The following is a 16568-nucleotide window of genomic DNA, read 5'->3' as shown; positions in this document are numbered from 1 at the left end:
GGGGGGACTTCGGAAGAAATGGTTCTGGATACGACGACCCTTCGCATCGCCTTCGGGTTGATGGCGCTGGTGCTGGTGGTCCTGTTCTACTTTTCGGCCTACCGTGTTACGCGCTCGCCTTACAGCGGCTGGTGGTGCCTGGCGCTGATTTTTTTCCTGGGCGGTTCGGGGTGCTTCCTCCTGGACGGAACACCCCACCAGATCTGGGCCAACCCGCTGGGCAACGTGCTGCTGGTGCATGGCGGTGTCGCGGTGTGGGCCGGTGCCCGGTCATTGCGCACCATCCGGCCGCCGATGTGGGCATTTACGGGCTTGCCGCTGGCCACCCTGGTGGCCTCCATCCTGGACCACCCCGCTACGAACACCTGGTCCGGCGGCGCTGTGTTCCTTGCCGCGATGAGCATCAGCATCGGCCTGGCCTCACGGGAACTCTGGCGGTTGGAGCCCGGTTATTCACGGGTCCGCATTCCCATGGCGGTCTCGGCCGGGGGGCTCGCCGTCTACTACTTCTTCCGCTGGCTGGCTTTCGTGGTGGAGGGCCAGGACGGACGCATCTTCGTGACCGTGTTCGGGTCGGCGGTGACCACCCTGGTGACCATGGTCCTGCTGGTGGTGGTGTCCTTCAGCATGGCCGCCTTGAGCAGTGAGCAGCAGACGCGGGCGCTGCGCGTGGTGGCGACCCGGGACGACCTCACGGGCCTGCTGAACAGGAAGGCGTTCCTGGACCTGGCCGCCGAGCAGTTGGCGGACCGTGCCATTACCGGAGCTTCGGGCGCGCTCATCCTGGCCGACCTGGACCACTTCAAGGCGGTCAACGACACGTACGGCCACGCAGCGGGGGACGCTGCATTGCGGCGCTTCGCCGATTCCTGCACCGCCACGGTGCGGACCACTGACTTGGTGGGCCGCTACGGCGGCGAGGAGTTCGTCCTCCTTATGCCGGGGGCAAGCGCCGAGCGTGCCGAGCTTGTGGCCGGTGAAATCAGCAGGCGGTTGGCGGATGGTTCCGGTGCGGACGGCGTGGAGATGCCTACCGCCAGTTACGGCATCGCCACCTATGACGCCGGGACCTCCAACGTGGACAACCTCATCGCCGAGGCGGACGCTGCGCTGTACCTGGCCAAATCGCTCGGCAGGAACCGGAGTGCCCGCAGCGACGGGATGGTCTAGGCGGTTTCCTGCTGGCTGACGTCCCTCAGTGGAACGGGCGCCGGCCGGGGCGCCGTGCTGTGCACCGGCACCGAAACACCCGTTCGTGCGGATTCGAGCATGGATTCCATGATGTCCAGGATGTGGAAGGCCAGCGCGCCCCCGGCGCGCGGCTCGGTGCCGGGAAGGGTGGCCGCCAGGTCCGCAATCCCGAAGCCCCGTCCGGCGTCCAGGTACCCCGCCGAGACCGGCAGCACCTCCCACTGCGTGGCGCCGAGCGCGAAAAGCTCCACATCGCCGTCGAACCTGTTCGGATCCGGGACCACCAGGGAGCCCCGCTCGCCATGGATCTCCAGGTTGGGGCTCTTGGTGCGGACGGCGTCGAAACTCATCATCAGGGTGGACACCGCGCCGCCGGCGTGCGTGAGCGTTCCGGTGACGTGTGAGTCCACCTCCACGGGGATCACCTCCCCGGCGCGCCGGCCGGAGCCGATGGTGCGTTTGGTGCGTGTGTGGCTGGCAGTGCCGGTGACGGAGACCACCGGCCCCAGCAGGGTCACCAGCGCGGTGACGTAGTACGGGCCCATATCCAGCAGGGGGCCACCGCCGGGCTGGTAGTAGAAGTCCGGGTTGGGGTGCCACAGCTCGTGGCCAGGCGTGGCCATGACGGCGGTGGCGGCGATGGGCGTGCCGATCAGGCCGTCGTCGATCGCCTTTCGCGCGGTCTGGATTCCTGTGCCCAGGACCGTGTCCGGAGCGCATCCCAAGGCCACTCCGGCCGCCGTCGCAGCGTCCAGGACTTCCCGGGCCTCCTTGGTGCCCGCCGCCAGCGGCTTTTCGCCGTACACGGCCTTCCCGGCGGCAATGGCCTGGAGCGCGATGTCCGCGTGGGCCGCGGGGATGGTGAGGTTCACAACGAGGCCGACGGCGGGATCGGCCAGCAGTTCGTCCACCGTCACGGCGCGCACGCCGTCGCAGGAGTCCGCCACTGCCTGCGCGCGGGACGGGTCCAGGTCCGCGACGGCGGTGAGCCGGACGTTCGGCAGGCGGCGGAAGCTCGCCAGGTACTGGGCACTGATGGCGCCGCAGCCGATGATTCCGACGGTGATGGCGGTGCCTGCGGTCAGCGGCTGGCCCACAGCAGCCCCCTCTCGATGATGGTGCGGACGTTGCTGTCTTCCAGGATTTCCACCCGGTGTCCGGGCGTACAGACGAAGATCTTTCCCGCCCCCCACTGGCGGGTCCAGATGGCCGGTGAGGTGACCTCGCGGTGCCACGGATCCCAGGGCCGTACCTTCTGCGTGGTGGTGGCAAGGACATCGATGTAGTCATCGGCCAACACCCAGTACTGCTCGGTGACCAGCTCAAAGTCGGAAATGCCGCGGGTGATGGCGTGGTCTGCCGCGGCCGGGAGCATGTTCACCGTGTACGGAACGTAGTTGTCCGCCTGCTCCCCGAGGCGCTCGTCCGGGTGCTTGCCTGGGTGGCAGGCGAACTGCCCGCCGATCAGGTGCAGGTAGTCAGAGGTATTGCGGTACGAATCCGCAATCCCGCCGTGCCATCCGGCCAGGCCTGTGCCGTTTTCAACTGCGGCCCGAAGGCCCGCGAACTCGTCCTTTTCGATGGTGCTCATGGTCATGCATTGGAGAATGAGGTCCACGCCGGCCATGTAGTCCGCATCGGCATAGATCTTGGGAGACTCCTCGATCCATACGTCGTACCCGTGGTCCTTGAGGAATGGGATGAACAGGTCCGTTGCTTCGACGGGCTGGTGCCCGTCCCAGCCGCCGCGGACCACCAGGGCGCTTTTTGTGCCGGTCATACAGATATTCCTTCGTGTGCATACGAAGTGGAAGCCGGGGATGGGTGGAGGATCTCCTGCCAGTGGGACTCATTGCCCGCACTGGTCTCCACCGCTGCGAGGACGCGCTGCACCTGCAGGGCATCATCGAAGGACGGTTCGGGCTGGCGGCCGGCCGCGAGGGCTGTCACCGGTCCACGGCCTGGTGGATGAATCCATGCTCGTAGCCGAGGCCGTGCCCGGTGGGCCACCAGTTGCCCGCGTAGGGGTGCTCGGGTTCGGTGACGATGATCCTGCGGAAGCCGGCGTCGGGCACTTCCGCGGCGTCGTAGAAGGACAGGACGTTGTTGTCCTCGAAGTCGAAGGCGAGGGACCCCTCGCTGCCGTTGATCTCCAGGCGCATGGCGTTCCGCCGCCCCAGCGCATAGCGGGTGGCCTCGAAGACCCCCACCGGACCGCCGTCGAACCTTGCCGTGAAGATCGCCGTGTCGTCCACCGTGACCGTACCCCGGGGCGACCCGGCGTCGAGCTTTCCATGGCCGCCGAGGCCCACAAGGTTGCCGGCAAGGGGCCGTTCCCGGACGAAGGTCTCCATGAGCGCCGACACTCCGGAGACCTGCCTGCCGATGATCCACTGGGCGGCGTCGATGATGTGGGCGCCGATGTCGCCCAAAGCGCCGGAGCCGGACCGGGACTTGTCCAGGCGCCAGGTCATGGGCGTATTTTCATTGCTGAGCCAGTCCTGGAGGTATTGGGCGCGCACGTGGCGGATGGTTCCCAGCCTGCCGCCGTCCACCATCCGCTTGGCCAACGCCAGGGCCGGAGTGCGGCGGTAGCTGTAGCCGCACATGGCGAAGACGCCGCGCGTGGCGGCGGACCGTGCCGCGACGGCCATGCGTTCGGCCTCCTCCACCGTGTTGGCCAGGGGTTTTTCGCACAGGACGTGCTTGCCGGCTTCCAGGGCGGCAATGGCAATCTCGGCGTGCGTATCGCCGGGAGTGCAGATGTCGATGAGGTCGATGTCGTCCCGCTCGATGAGGGGGCGCCAGTCCGTTTCGGTGGAACTCCAGCCCAGCCTGGCGGCCGCTGCTGTCGTGGCGTCGGGATTCCTGCCGGCCAGCGCCGTGAGTTCAGGACGCAGCGGGAGGTCGAAGAATCGCGGGGCTGTCCGCCAGGCGTGAGAATGTGCGGCGCCCATGAAGGCGTAGCCCGCCATGCCGATGCGCAGCGGGGTGGAGTGAGCCATATGTGCCTCTATGCAAATCGAAACTTTTCGGTACTATTTCGGGATACATTGACGCTATTTGCGCTTCCCTTTGCGCGTCAAGGCTTTCAGTCAGCGAAAACTTTCGACGATAGGAAACCCGAATGCAAAATGGCAGGAGGCTGACGCTTTCGGCGGTGGCCCGGCAGGCCGGCGTCTCGGTTCCCACCGTCTCCAAGGTGATCAACGGCCGGACGGATGTAGCCGCTGAAACCCGGAAGCGGGTCCTGGCCATCCTGGAAGAGTCGGGCTACAGGTCGCCGGTGCAGCACCGCCGCTCCCTCGCTGCGGTTCCGGTGGTGGAGGTGGTGGTTGACTCCCTGAACTCCGGCTACACGGCGGAGGTGCTGGCCGGGATCATGGACTCGGCCACGGCCGGCGGCGTGGAGGTGCTGCTGAGCAGCACGGGCTCGCGCGGGGTAGCGCCCAACCCGGAGCAGCGTGCCCAGCGCCTCGTGGACCAAGGGCGGTGCGGAATGATCGTGGTGACCTCGGCCTTCGGCGATGCGCCGCTGGACGCCTTCCACCGCCGCGGCGTTCCCGTGGTGGTCATCGATCCCCTGAATCCGCCGTCGGAGGAGGTGGTGAGCGTCGGCTGCACCGACTGGGCCGGGGCCAAGGACGCCACGGCGCACCTCCTTGCGCTGGGGCACCGGCGCATAGCATTTTTGGGCGGTCCCGAGGCGGTGGAGTGCAGCCAGGCCAGGCTGCACGGCTACCTTGCGGCGCTGCGCTCGCAGGGAATCGCCGCGGAGGACCGGTACGTCCTGGCGGGGGAGTTCAGGTCCGACGACGGCGCGCGGCGGCTCCGCGACCTGCTGCTGCTCGATCCCCGGCCCACAGCGGTGGTTGCCGCCAGCGACACCATCGCCTTGGGTGTGATCGCCGAAGCTCTCCGGCAGCAGGTCCGGATTCCGCAGCAACTCAGCGTGGTGGGATTCGATGGCATCCGGCAGGCGGAGGAGTCCGTTCCGGCGCTGACCACCGTGGCACAGCCTCTGCGGGACATCGGCCGGGCGGCCCTCCGGATCATCCTGCGCCAGGTCGGGGGTGAGGTTCCGGACTCCCGTCGGGTTGAACTGGCCACGAAGCTGGTAGTCCGCGAATCGACGGCCGTACCTCCCGGAGAATAAGCTCCCCCTTCGCCATCCAATTTCCCGGAGCGCGAAAGGGCACCCATTGCCAATTAAACTAATGGGTGCCCTGGTTCGTGTTGCCTTATCCGTAAATTACACGGCACGAAACTCCCGTGGGAAAGAATGCCGTCCCACGTTCAGTTCCGGTATGAAAACCAAAAAGGTTGTAACGGTCAACATTGTAAAAAACGAAAGTTCCAGATGGGCGTGCGACGTAGAGCTGGTTATAGCCGAGGACCGGTGAAGTGCAAGAGACGGTATCGGAGACGGATACCGAATAGCTGAGACCCGCTTGTGCGCTGACAGCGCCCGCCGACAATCCGAACCCTCCCGACACTGTGGCTGACATGGTCACGGCGCGGGACAGGCTGCAGGTTGCGCCGGGATTCCTGCAGCTTGCGAGAATGTCCGGGGATTCGGTTCCGTACTGCTGGCCGGTTATTGAGACGCGGTATGTGTCCCCTACCGCATCTGTGCCCGCCACACTTCCCTTTGGCTGCAAGTGCTGCGTGGCAAGATTCGCGAAGTGATGATCCACAGCGGCTTGGACATCTTCACCCGACAGCGTGGACGGTCGGGTGTCAGATGCATGCGCAGGAAGCGCCAGGCCAAGGCTTAGGCCTGCGGAGAGTGTCGCTGCCAAAAGTGCTTTTCTGATATTCATGTTCCCCCATTTGATAAATCCATACAATTCCGATGGCGGACCGAGCGTAGCAAGAATATCCAACTAAATTTCAGAAATTTATGAATTGACTGCACCGATTTATGATGGTATTTGGGGCTTCTGGTCGTTTCTTATAACATCGAATTGCTTCGCAGATCAAGTCAAGTCGCTTTTGCGCAACCTGTTCTTCGGCAATATCGTTGCTAAGCAGATACTTTCTTTTGAGGTGGGGGAATTATGCCGGTCCGTGGCACTCTGGTGACGTCTGCCGTTGCAGCCCTGGCGATGCTGGCGCTGGTGTCATGTACCCAGGAGCCGGCGCAGCCGGACATGGCCATTCTTGACCGGGCAGCTTCAGCCGAAGACGAGGTCCCCGGATTCGTGGACCTCAAGGGCAAGGACCCTTCCACCGTGAGGCTGGCTGCGGATCACGGAGGTTTCCGGTTCTACCTTGCCCGCCCGGACCAGGGGGCGGGATTCTGCCTGATCCAGGTTGCTGAGGCAGGAAAGGAGCGGTGGGGTTCGGCGTGCACGACGGATGGCAAGCCGGTGCTGACCACCAATCTGCTGGGGTACGGGAGCGAGGCTGCCGTGGTGGCCGACGGCGGGAATACCGGGGACCTGGTGGGCCAGGGGTATGCGCTGATCCAGGACAACATCCTCGTCCGGCGCTGACACGTCGCCAAACGCCGGCCCGGCATCGAATGGCCGGAGGGTTCAGGAGCCGAGGTGCCCACTGAGGCGCCGGTGGAATCCGGTGCTGCGTTCATCGGGGCCCTCAATCGTCACCGTCGCCCCGTGGTCGCCGTACTTCGTTTCGATGGAGTCGAGGGCGGCGACCGTGGAGGCGTCCCAAATCTGGGCCCGGCTGAGGTTGATGGTCACTGACGCAGGATCCTCGGCGTACGCAAAGTGTTCCACCAGGTCGTTGCTGCTGCCGAAGAAGAGCGGTCCCACCACCTCGTAGCGGACGCTTTCGCCGTCGTCCGCCAGTTTTCTGTCCACGGTGATGACGTGGGCAACCCTGCGAGCGAACAGCACCATGGCAAGGACAACGCCCACCAGGACGCCGTAGGCAAGGTTCCCGGTGAACACCACGACGGTCACCGTGACGCCCATGACGAGCGTCTCCGGCAGCGGCATCCGCTTCAGGGTGGACGGCTTGACGCTGTGCCAGTCGACGGTGGTTACGGCCACAACCATCATCACCGCAGCGAGGGCCACCATGGGAATCTGGCCCATGATCGAGCTGAGCCCCGTGACCAGCGCGAGCAGGAACACCCCGGCCACGGTCGTGGAGATGCGGGTGCGTGCCTGGCCGGTCTTCACGTTGAGGACGGTCTGGCCAATCATCGCGCAACCGCCGATGCCACCGTAGAACCCGGCGAAAATGTTCGATACTCCCAACGCCCACGATTCACGGCCCTTGTGGGACGGGGTGTCGGTGATGCCGTCCACGAGTTTCGCGGTGAGGAGGGTTTCCATCAGTCCCACGAAGGCCACACTCAGGGCGGTGGGAAGGATCAGCTGGAACGTTTCGAGGCTCACCGGGAAGAGGAACGGGGTGAAGCCGGGCAGCTTGCCCGTCAGTGGGCCCTCATCGGACACGTTGGGAACGCTCAGGCCGGCAATGATGACGATCGCGGTGACGACGACGATGGCCACCAGCGGTGACGGGACCGCCTTGGTGAACCGCGGAAGGATAAAAATGATCGCGAACGTCAGGGCGAACAGGGCATAGGCGAGCCACGGAACGTTGAGGACGTGCGGCGCCTGCGCCATGAAGATCAGGACGCCCAGTGCATTGACGAACCCGATCATCACAGAGCGGGGAATGAACCGCATCAGGCGGGCGAGGCCGGCCAGGCCGAAGACCACCTGGATCACTCCTGCCAGGAGCACCGTCGGCAGGACGTACTCCACGCCGTGTTCATGCACCAGGGGAGCGATGACCAGCGCCACCGACCCCGCGGCGGCGGTGACCACTCCGGGGCGTCCACCCAGGATGGACATGGCAAGGGCCAGAACGATCGAGGCGACAAGGCTCACCATGGGATCTACCCCGGCAACAATCGAGAAGGAGATGACCTCCGGGACCAGCGCGAGCGTTGTGACCATCCCGGCGAGGACCTCGCGGGAGAGTTGCCGTGGAGAGCGCAGGGCGGTCAATACGGTGACGGGTTGCCGGAAAGGGCGGGGGTGGTCGGCGACGGCCAAGGAGCGGCTCCAGGGACTCGGCTCTTTGGGGAAGAGCGGTGGGGAACGTTTCTGCGCCACGCTGCGCACGGGTCCAGCCCGGTCTTGGAAGAAATGCACCGGCAACGTCCGGATGCGTGTGCAACACTACCCTAACGTGAGGGTTGAACAGGGTCGGTGACGTGATGGTGAAAGAAATGACCGCCGAAGAAGTAGTGGCGACGATGCACATCGGCGAGCTCGCGGACCGGTCGCAGATGTCATTGCGGACCATCCGGCACTACGACGAGGTGGGCCTGCTCAAACCGTCAGGCCGGACTGACGGTGGCTTCCGCCTGTACACCGAACGCGACTTCGCCCGACTGCTGGTAATCCGACGGATGAAGCCCCTGGGGTTCACCCTTGAGGCCATGGCCGAGCTGCTGCGGGTGGTTGACGCGCTGGAAGCTACCGAACCCGGCCAGGATGACACAGCCATCAGATCCGAGCTGGTCAATTTCATTGAAGAGGCCCAGCGGCGCCGTGCCAAGCTGGAGGAGCAACTCGCGATGGCCGACGAGTTCCTGGCGTTGCTCCGCGCGCAGTAGGGGCTGCTGCTCCGGGTCAGGGGAAGTCCGGCTGATAAAATAGCCGGGTTGCAGGGCGGCCATTCAATGCTGGCCGAGCCAGCGCCGCAACCAGGTAGGGGACCAGACACAATCATGACGGCAGGCGGGTCACACCTTCGGACTTCGGAAAGCCAGCCGGGCGCACCGGCCACGACTTCCGCGCCGGCCAAAGGGCGTGCGTACGTGGCCACGATCGAAGGCTTCGTCGGTTCCCTCATGATGTTCGTCGGGTCCATCGGAACAGGATGGATCGCCAACGGCTCGCCCATGATCCGCCAGCCCGTTGTCATCGCGCTCCGCACCGAAGGCTGGGGCGTCACAGTTTCCACGGTCCTCCTGACCGTTGGCGCCATGCTCCTGATACGATCCTGGCTCCGGCTGGGCCAACGGCTAGCGGACTGGGGACACCGGTCACTGCGATCAGTGGTGATCGCCGTCTCCGCATGGTCAGTGCCGCTGCTCTTCTGCGTGCCGGTGTTCTCCCGTGATGTGTATGCCTACACCGGCCAAGGCCGGCTGGTCCAGGAGGGACAGAACCCCTACGAGGTGGGCATCTCCACCCTGAACAACTGGTTCGCGCTCGGTGCCGACCCCGCATGGGCGGAAAACCGCACACCCTACGGCCCCTACTTCCTCTGGCTGGCACGCGGAGTGGTGGGACTCACCGGGGCGCAGCCCGATGCGTCCGTCCTGCTGTTCCGGCTCCTCGCCGGAGCCGGTGTCCTGCTCTGCGTCATCTATGTGCCCAAACTCGCGGAACTCCACGGCATCAACGGAGCGCGGGCGCTGTGGATCTCCGTCGCCAACCCGTTGTTCCTCATCAGCTTCATCGCCAGCGCACACAACGACGCACTCATGGTGGGACTGGCCGTCGCCGGCGTGTACTTCGCCGCCACGCGGCACTACTTCGCAGGGATCCTGCTGGTGACGGCGTCCATCGGCATCAAGCCCATCACCGTGCTCCTGCTGCCCTTCATCGGGGTCATGTGGGCCGGGCCCTCGGCGTCCTGGCTACGCAGGTTCCTCATCTGGGGCGCCACGGCGGGCATCAGCCTTGCCGTCCTGGTCATCAGCGGCATCCCCTACAACCTCGGCCTGGGCTGGACCTGGGCCATCATGGACCCCACCCCCGGATACACGGGCTACTCGCCGTCGGGCTTCCTTGGCCAGCAGGTGGAAATGCTGGCCAACGCCATTGGGCTTCCGGGCGGCACCTTGGCCACCTGGCTGCGGACCGGGATGAAGTGGACCGCCATCGGGCTGGTCCTGCTGCTGATGTTCCGGGGCGACTACCCGCGGGCGGTGCGCCGGATGGCGCTGGCGTTCACCGCCGTCGTCATGCTCTCGCCCATCATCCAGCCCTGGTACATCCTGTGGTTCCTGCCGTTCCTGGCCGTGACCGGCATCCGTGACGACTGGCAAATCCGCTCCCTGTACGTGGCGGTGACGTTCTTCGTGGTGTTCGGCGCCCAGGACCAGCTGTCGGTTTGGGGCTTCGTGGAACTGCCCATTCCAGCCTCGTCCCTGGCGTTCGTCACCGCGCTGGCCTTCACCTTCTACCTTCTATTCCTCGACGTGCATACACGCAAGCTGCTCATCGAGGGACGGCCCACCGACCTCGCCCGCAGGGGCTGGCAGTGGGTGGCAGAACGCCTGGCCGCACGCCGCGCCGAAAGCCGCTAAGCGCCGGCCGCCACAGGGGCGGCGTGCTTCCTCCCCAGTTCCGCAGTGCGTTTGACCGACCACCACAGCAGGACCACCAGCAGCACGTTGCGGGTGGTAAGGACGGCGGCCATCATCGGGTGCGCATGGATCAGCGGGGTGTAAAACAGCGGGTAGATCACGAACGTGGTCATGGCGATGCCCATCAGCAGGGCGGCCGGAACCTTCCAGCGGTTCCAGTCGTGCGTGAGGCCGGCAATGATCACCGGTGCCAGCCAGATGATGAACTGCGGTGAGCCCACCTTGTTGAACACGATAAAGGCCGTGACCATCATCAGCGACCCCTCCAGGAAGAGTTCCTCGCGTTCGGCACCGCGTTTCAGCGCGCGGACCAGCAGGACGGCGGCTACGACGGCGGCGAGAATCAGCAGCGGCTGCATCAGGAATGCTGCAGTGGAGGCGCCCGGCCCGTAAACCTCAGTGGAGTTGATGGCCGTGTTGTCCGCCATTTTGGAGCCGGCGATGTTGAAGACGCTCAGCCACACCCACGGAGTGGAGAACGTGGCCTCAAGCTGCATGCCCCGTTCGCCTTGGTTCAGGAGGAAGTCCATGATGTGGGCCAGTCCGCCGCTGAGCCACGTTCCCAGGGCGACGACAGCGGTCACCGCCACGCCGGCGAGCACCACCTGGATGCGCTTGCGGCTGGCGATCACGATGGGTGCCAGCACAGCCGCCGGCCACACCTTGATCCAGGTGGCGATGCTGAGGAGCACGCCTGCCACCACAGGACGCTCGGCCGCGTAGAGCAGGGCGATCAACACGATCGGAGCCGTGATGCCTTCCACCCGGGCGAAGCTGAGATATCCCATGAAAATCGTGAAGAACAGCCACCACCAGGCCGGGGCGATGCCGGTAACCTTCCGCGGGCCGCGCGTCAGGTACAGCAGTCCCACGGCGTTGAGGGCCGTGATGATCAGGAACCAGGCCAGGAGGTACAGGCCGGGACCGGCAATGTTGGCCAGGAAGATGGGAAGCTGCGCCAGCACGGGGTAGACCCAGGGGCTGATTTTGCCGTCCAGGTCCTGCGGGTTGTAGCCCATCGTGGCCCACTGCCGGTACTGCTCGGTGTCGCTGAAGGTGTCGCCGTGCAGGAAGAAGGACGCCATCCAGCCCAGGAAGTAGAGATGGACGACGGCGAAACCCCACCACACGCTGGAGGGGCGGGCAAACCAGTCCACCACCTTGGCCGGGAGCAGTTTGCCGCGGACGCTGACCAGGCGGTCGAAGAATGTCATGGAAATGTCAGGACTCCTTGAGCGCAGGAGCGGGCGCCGGGGTCTTCCGGCCCAGCAGGTAGAGCCGCCGGACGCTCCAGAGGAACAGCACCACCAGGAGGACATTGCGGATGGTCAGCACCAGCGCCATCCAGGGGTTGTTGTGGCTGAGGGCGTCGTAAAACAGCGGGTAGATGAAGAAGGTGGCCACGGCGATGGCGATCAGCATCGCCGCCGGGACGCGCCATTCCCGCCAGCTGTGCGCCAGGCCCACGGCCACCGCCGGGCCCAGCCAGACCATGAACTGCGGCGAGCCCACCTTGTTGAAGACCACGAAGGCGGTGGCAAGCGTCAGGGCGCCCGCCAGGAGCAGTTCCGTGCGGTCCACGCCGCCGGCCACCTTGTGCTGCTTGCCGTTGTGCAGCGCCCAGAAGGTCAGCCCCGCCACCAGCAGGGCTGCCAGGATCAGCAGCGGCTGCATCAGGACCGACATGGTGGCCGTGCCGGGACCATCCACCTGCATGGAGTTGATGGCCGTGTTCATGTACATGCGGGAATCGCCGACGTTGAGCACTGACAGCCACAGCCAGGGGGTGGTGAAGGTCGCTTCGAGCTGCATGCCGCGGTCACCCTGCTGGGTGAGGAAGTTCAGCAGCTTGGGGACGCTGCCCAGGGCCGCCGCCAGCGCCACGACGGCCGCCGTCGTCGCGATTCCCGCCAGGACCACCGTGAGCCGGTTCTTGACGACGGCGAACAGGGCCAGCATGACGGCCGCGGGCCACACCTTCACCCAGGTTCCGACGGCGAGCAGGACCGAGGCCACGAAGGGCCGGCCCACGCCGTATGCGAGGGCAACGAGGACCAGCGGGGCGGTGAGGCCGTCCACGCGGGCGAATCCCAGCCAGCCCATCAGGAACGTGAAGGCGAGCCACCACCAGCCTGCAGGGATGGCGGCCCTGTTGGTGCCGCGCTCTGTCAGTTTGAGCAGCGCCCAGCCGTTGAGCAGGGTGGTCATGAGCACCCAGAGGAAGAAGAAGGGCCCGGGGCCGGCAGCGCCGGCGATCGCCATGGGGATCAGTGCCAGTATCGGGTAAACCCAAGGGCTCGGGCCACCGGAGAGGTTGGCGTCGCTGAAGCCTGCCACCGCCCAATCGCGGTAGATGAAGGTGTCGCTGAAGGCTTCCCCGCGCAGGGACAGCGACGCCGCGAACACCAGGAAGACGAGGTGCACCAGGATGAATCCACCCAGGAGGCCGCGCGGGCTGTTGAGCGCTGCGCGTGCCCCGGAGGGGAGGATGACGTTGCGGATCCGGGTGAGATGGCCGAAGAAAGCGTCCGTGGAAATGGCGGGATCCTTGTCAGGTCGTGGCACACGTATATTGTTGCGCGGGTGGCAGGACGCTGCCGCGGGGCAGTGGAACAGCGGCGTCTTTCGGGGACAGCGAAGGGCCGGGAACCAGCTTCCGCCCGGATTCAACTCTAATTCACGGGCCCTCGGGGTCCGTAATTGCCTCTATGCTGGAAAGCGCTATCCCCGCATTGGCCTGCGGTATTTTTCTAAAGTTGCTGGGCTGGAGTCCGTCATGCACCATTGTCCCCAGGCACTGCCGCCTGGGGGAGCGCAGGTGTTTCCGTCCCTCCCGCACCACCCCGTAAGGCACAACCGATGAACTTTCCCCTGACCTTCACCGTCACTGACCGCCAGAGCATGGACAGCCAGCTGGATGCCGCCGTCTCCGTGGCCAGGAAGCACGCCATGGCAGGACGGCAGCACGGCATCCTGGTGACCCGCCACGGAGCCGACAAGTTCACGGTCGCCTTGAGCGATGCCGTTCCCTTCGGCGTGACGCGCGAACACCAGGCCTGGTAAAGCCCGCCGAGGTCCGCCGGGCCGGCTGGACCTAGCCGGCCGGATCCTGTTCTCCGCCGGCGTCGCCGGAGACGCGGCCGCTCTTCTGCTGCAGCCGGTCAATGTGCTGTGACGCTTCCGCCTTGCTGAGGTCTGCAGGCAGTTCCTCGCCCGCCTCGCGTGCCAGCGTATCCAGGTAGCTGCGCTGCGCTGCCGTCATGGGTTCGTCGCCCGTCACCCAGTCCTCAGGATCGCGGTTCAGGCCGGCATCCGGTTCCGGGGTGGGACTGCCCAGGGTTTCCTTGTTTTCACTCATGCCCCGAGTCTAGGCCTGGCCCCTGACAAAGCGCGGGTCCCCGCCGGCTGATTCTCTTGGCGGGCAGCCCGCCCCATATGGGCCGTGAGGTGCGCCGGCGCCTGGCCCCGCTTCTCTTCCAGCAGGTAAATCACCCGCCACCTATTGTGGCTTGGCTCGCATCGCCCTAATATATTAGTTAGTAAGCACAGTTATATTAGACCGAATTCCTCCGATGCCTGGAGGGTCGGCCTGATGGACCTTGCCGCTTCCGCACCCCGCCTCCGCCCCTTCCGGATGGAGTGCGGAGTGGATGATCGTCATCTCGATGAGGAGTAGAACAGCATGCAGCAACTCGCGCACCGTCTTGAACGGCTGGGCACGGAAACTGCTTTCAGCGTCGCGCAGGCCGCGGCGTCCTGGAAGGCGCAGGGGAACCTCGTGTACCCCTTCCACCTGGGCGACATCAACATTCCAACCGCCCCGCACATCGTGGAGGCCATGAACAAGGCGATCGCCGACGGTTACACGGGCTACTGCCCCGGCCCCGGCATCCCGCAGCTGCGCGAAGCCCTCGCCGAGGACCTCGGCTCGCGCCGCGGCATGACGTTCTCCCCTGACAACGTGGTGGTGATGACCGGCGGCAAGCCCGTGATCACCAAGTTCCTCCAGGCAGTCATGAACCCCGGCCAGGACGTGCTCTACCCGAACCCTGGTTTTCCCATCTACGAATCCCAGATCGAGTACCTGGGCGGCAACGCGGTGCCCTATCGCTACGTGCCCACCGAGTCCGGCTTCGCGATCGACCTCGACCAGGTGCGCGCCTCCATCACCGATCAGACCGTGGCCATCATCTACAACGACCTGCAGAACCCGATCTCGGCAGAGTCGACCGCCGCGGAACGGGAGGCCATCGCGCAGATCGCCCAGGAACACGATCTCTGGGTCCTCTCTGACGAGGCCTACTTCGAGACGCGCTATGAAGGCGTTTCGCAGTCGATCGCGTCCCTGCCCGGCATGGCCGAACGCACCGTTATCCTCTACACCTTCAGCAAGAAGTTCGCCATGACCGGTTCGCGCCTCGGCTGCGCCGTCGCGCCGCTGGAAATCGCCAAGGTGCTCAGCACGCTCAACACCAACGACGAATCCTGCACCACCCACTATGTCCAGTGGGCCGGCATCGAGGCGCTCCGCGGCCCCCAGGAGCCGGTGCAGCAGATGCTGGACATCCTGAAGCAACGCCGGGACGCAGCCTGCGATCTTGTGAACGCCATCCCGGGCATGCACGTCGCCGTGCCGCAGTCCACCTTCTACCTGTTCCCGGACGTCACGGAAGCCATGGACCGGATGGGCTTCACGGCAGTCGGCGATTTTGCCACCGAAGCGCTGTACAAGACCGGCGTCTCCTTCTGCACGCGTGAACACTTCGGCCGCCGGCTGCCCGGCGAGGAGCGCCAGTACATCCGGCTCGCCTACTCCGGCATTGACGTCGCCAACATCCGTGAAGGCCTCGGCCGCCTGCGCCAGTGGATCGAGACGGCGTGAGCCGCGTCGTCGTCACGGGGCGTATTCCCGAAGCAGCCGTTGAAAAGCTTCGTGCCGAGCATGAGGTGGACGCCTGGGCCGGTCCGGAATCGATCAGCCGTGAGGAGCTCCTGCGCCGGGTAGCCGGGGCAGACGGCATCGTCAGCCTGCTCACCGAGCGCGTCGACGCCGAACTGCTGGACGCCGCAGGCCCGCAGCTCAAGGTCGTCGCGAACGTCGCGGTCGGCTACGACAACATCGACGTGCCGGCCTGCGCCGAACGCGGCGTCATCGCCACCAATACCCCCGGCGTGCTCACCGACGCCACGGCGGACATCGCCCTGAGCCTCATCCTGATGGCCACCCGCCGGCTCGGCGAGGGCGAGCGGCTCATCCGTTCCGGCGAAGCGTGGAAGTGGGGCATGTTCTTCCTGCTCGGCTCCAGCCTGCAGGGCAAGACCCTGGGCGTGGTGGGCATGGGCGGCATCGGCCAGGCCACAGCACGCCGCGCAAAGGCCTTCGGCATGGAAATCGTCTACCAGTCCCGCAGCGAAATCGACCCCGCCATCGCCGAAGAACTCAGCGCCCGCAGGGTTGACCTCGACGAGCTGCTGGCCATTTCCGACGTCGTTTCCCTGCACTGCCCGTACGGGCCTGCGACGCACCACCTGATCGGCGCCGAGCAACTGGCCGCCATGAAGGACACCGCGTATCTGGTCAACACCGCGCGCGGACCCATCGTCGACGAAGCAGCCCTCGCGGCCGCGCTTCGAGACGGCGGAATCGCCGGAGCCGGCCTGGACGTCTACGAGAAGGAGCCCCAGGTCCACCCCGGACTGCTCGGGCTCGACAACGTGGCCTTGCTGCCGCACCTCGGCTCCGCAACGGTGGAAACGCGCACCGCGATGGCGATGCTTGCCGCCGACAATGCCCTCGCCGTGCTGAGCGGGGAACGGCCGGCCACGCCGATCCGCTAGGAAAATGACCAGGGCCTGGACGGGGAGATTGCAGCTCTCCGTCCAGGCCCTTTTTCATTGCCCTGACGGGCACCTCCTGTATTTCCACTGTATCCCCCGTGGTGGGGCTTGCGGCAAGGCCCCGGAAGGCGCGGATAATCGTTCGCCGGAGGCCGCAGCATCGGCGCGG

Annotated in this window: 14 protein-coding genes and 1 pseudogene; 8 read left to right on the top strand and 7 right to left on the bottom strand. The window is 65.7% G+C overall.

The window, feature by feature from the left end:
• Nucleotides 1-18: 18 nt before the first annotated feature.
• Nucleotides 19-1170 carry a GGDEF domain-containing protein gene (locus AS031_RS12410; protein WP_058268448.1) on the top strand — a complete coding sequence of 384 codons (1152 nt, stop codon included), beginning with the start codon at nt 19-21 and terminating at the stop codon, nt 1168-1170.
• Here the strand turns inward: AS031_RS12410 and AS031_RS12405 are convergent.
• The 3 genes and pseudogenes from AS031_RS12405 to AS031_RS12395 form a co-directional block, all read right to left on the bottom strand.
• The gene (locus AS031_RS12405) at nt 1167-2288 is read right to left on the bottom strand and encodes a Gfo/Idh/MocA family protein (protein WP_058268447.1); all 1122 of its coding nucleotides are present in this window, start codon (nt 2286-2288) and stop codon (nt 1167-1169) included. The genes AS031_RS12410 and AS031_RS12405 overlap by 4 nt on opposite strands.
• On the bottom strand, nt 2273-2971 hold the full coding sequence (locus AS031_RS12400) for a ThuA domain-containing protein (protein WP_058268446.1): 699 nt from the start codon (nt 2969-2971) through the stop codon (nt 2273-2275). Before AS031_RS12400 ends, AS031_RS12405 begins: the two co-directional genes overlap by 16 nt.
• Nucleotides 2968-4196, bottom strand: a pseudogene (locus AS031_RS12395) (Gfo/Idh/MocA family protein). The gene AS031_RS12400 and the pseudogene AS031_RS12395 overlap by 4 nt, the downstream one beginning before the upstream one ends.
• 122 nt (nt 4197-4318) lie before the next feature.
• Between AS031_RS12395 and AS031_RS12390 the strand changes: the two are divergent.
• The gene (locus tag AS031_RS12390) at nt 4319-5347 is read left to right on the top strand and encodes a LacI family DNA-binding transcriptional regulator (protein ID WP_058268445.1); all 1029 of its coding nucleotides are present in this window, start codon (nt 4319-4321) and stop codon (nt 5345-5347) included.
• 925 nt (nt 5348-6272) lie between these two features.
• Complete coding sequence (locus AS031_RS12385; protein ID WP_141688814.1) at nt 6273-6689, top strand: hypothetical protein; 417 nt, start codon at nt 6273-6275, stop codon at nt 6687-6689.
• 42 nt (nt 6690-6731) lie between these two features.
• Here AS031_RS12385 and AS031_RS12380 read toward each other — a convergent pair whose 3' ends face one another.
• The gene (locus AS031_RS12380) at nt 6732-8231 is read right to left on the bottom strand and encodes a SulP family inorganic anion transporter (RefSeq protein WP_058268443.1); all 1500 of its coding nucleotides are present in this window, start codon (nt 8229-8231) and stop codon (nt 6732-6734) included.
• A 176-nt stretch (nt 8232-8407) separates the two neighbouring features.
• Here AS031_RS12380 and AS031_RS12375 point away from each other — a divergent pair, with 176 nt between their 5' ends.
• Nucleotides 8408-8797 (top strand): MerR family transcriptional regulator, encoded by a 390-nt coding sequence (locus tag AS031_RS12375; protein ID WP_058268497.1) that lies wholly within the window; start codon nt 8408-8410, stop codon nt 8795-8797.
• 114 nt (nt 8798-8911) lie between these two features.
• Entirely contained in the window at nt 8912-10501 is a 1590-nt protein-coding gene (mptB, locus tag AS031_RS12370) for a polyprenol phosphomannose-dependent alpha 1,6 mannosyltransferase MptB (protein WP_058268442.1), read from the top strand.
• Here the strand turns inward: mptB and AS031_RS12365 are convergent.
• Nucleotides 10498-11775, bottom strand: coding sequence for a glycosyltransferase 87 family protein (locus tag AS031_RS12365; protein WP_058268441.1), 1278 nt, complete (start codon nt 11773-11775; stop codon nt 10498-10500). The two genes, mptB and AS031_RS12365, sit on opposite strands and share 4 nt — an antisense overlap.
• Before the next feature lie 7 nt (nt 11776-11782).
• A complete protein-coding gene (locus AS031_RS12360; RefSeq protein WP_228379625.1) occupies nt 11783-13126 on the bottom strand; it encodes a glycosyltransferase family 87 protein in 1344 nt (447 codons plus the stop codon).
• Between the two features lie 294 nt (nt 13127-13420).
• Here AS031_RS12360 and AS031_RS12355 point away from each other — a divergent pair, with 294 nt between their 5' ends.
• Nucleotides 13421-13624: a hypothetical protein gene (locus tag AS031_RS12355; RefSeq protein ID WP_058268440.1), complete on the top strand. Its 204-nt coding sequence runs from the start codon at nt 13421-13423 to the stop codon at nt 13622-13624.
• Nucleotides 13625-13655: 31 nt separating this feature from the next.
• On the opposite strand, the gene AS031_RS12350 is transcribed toward AS031_RS12355, so the two are convergent.
• On the bottom strand, nt 13656-13919 hold the full coding sequence (locus tag AS031_RS12350) for a DUF3072 domain-containing protein (protein ID WP_058268439.1): 264 nt from the start codon (nt 13917-13919) through the stop codon (nt 13656-13658).
• Between the two features lie 324 nt (nt 13920-14243).
• Here AS031_RS12350 and AS031_RS12345 point away from each other — a divergent pair, with 324 nt between their 5' ends.
• Both AS031_RS12345 and AS031_RS12340 read left to right on the top strand, forming a co-directional pair.
• A complete protein-coding gene (locus AS031_RS12345) occupies nt 14244-15443 on the top strand; it encodes a pyridoxal phosphate-dependent aminotransferase (RefSeq protein ID WP_058268438.1) in 1200 nt (399 codons plus the stop codon).
• The gene (locus AS031_RS12340; RefSeq protein ID WP_058268437.1) at nt 15440-16399 is read left to right on the top strand and encodes a 2-hydroxyacid dehydrogenase; all 960 of its coding nucleotides are present in this window, start codon (nt 15440-15442) and stop codon (nt 16397-16399) included. Before AS031_RS12345 ends, AS031_RS12340 begins: the two co-directional genes overlap by 4 nt.
• The last annotated feature ends 169 nt before the right edge of the window (nt 16400-16568 follow it).

Origin of the sequence: Pseudarthrobacter enclensis (genome assembly GCF_001457025.1) — a bacterium.
In the GTDB taxonomy this organism is placed as follows: Bacteria; Actinomycetota; Actinomycetes; order Actinomycetales; family Micrococcaceae; genus Arthrobacter; species Arthrobacter enclensis.
This window is presented reverse-complemented; position numbering and strand designations above follow the sequence as displayed.

What these genes read in the sequence shown, in the direction of transcription:
- AS031_RS12375 (WP_058268497.1), top strand. Translation starts at nt 8,408, where the DNA reads ATGACCGCCGAAGAAGTAGTGGCGACGATGCACATCGGCGAGCTCGCG.
- AS031_RS12400 (WP_058268446.1), bottom strand. Translation starts at nt 2,971, where the DNA reads ATGACCGGCACAAAAAGCGCCCTGGTGGTCCGCGGCGGCTGGGACGGG.
- AS031_RS12410 (WP_058268448.1), top strand. Translation starts at nt 19, where the DNA reads ATGGTTCTGGATACGACGACCCTTCGCATCGCCTTCGGGTTGATGGCG.
- AS031_RS12390 (WP_058268445.1), top strand. Translation starts at nt 4,319, where the DNA reads ATGCAAAATGGCAGGAGGCTGACGCTTTCGGCGGTGGCCCGGCAGGCC.
- mptB (WP_058268442.1), top strand. Translation starts at nt 8,912, where the DNA reads ATGACGGCAGGCGGGTCACACCTTCGGACTTCGGAAAGCCAGCCGGGC.
- AS031_RS12365 (WP_058268441.1), bottom strand. Translation starts at nt 11,775, where the DNA reads ATGACATTCTTCGACCGCCTGGTCAGCGTCCGCGGCAAACTGCTCCCG.
- AS031_RS12355 (WP_058268440.1), top strand. Translation starts at nt 13,421, where the DNA reads ATGAACTTTCCCCTGACCTTCACCGTCACTGACCGCCAGAGCATGGAC.
- AS031_RS12350 (WP_058268439.1), bottom strand. Translation starts at nt 13,919, where the DNA reads ATGAGTGAAAACAAGGAAACCCTGGGCAGTCCCACCCCGGAACCGGAT.
- AS031_RS12345 (WP_058268438.1), top strand. Translation starts at nt 14,244, where the DNA reads ATGCAGCAACTCGCGCACCGTCTTGAACGGCTGGGCACGGAAACTGCT.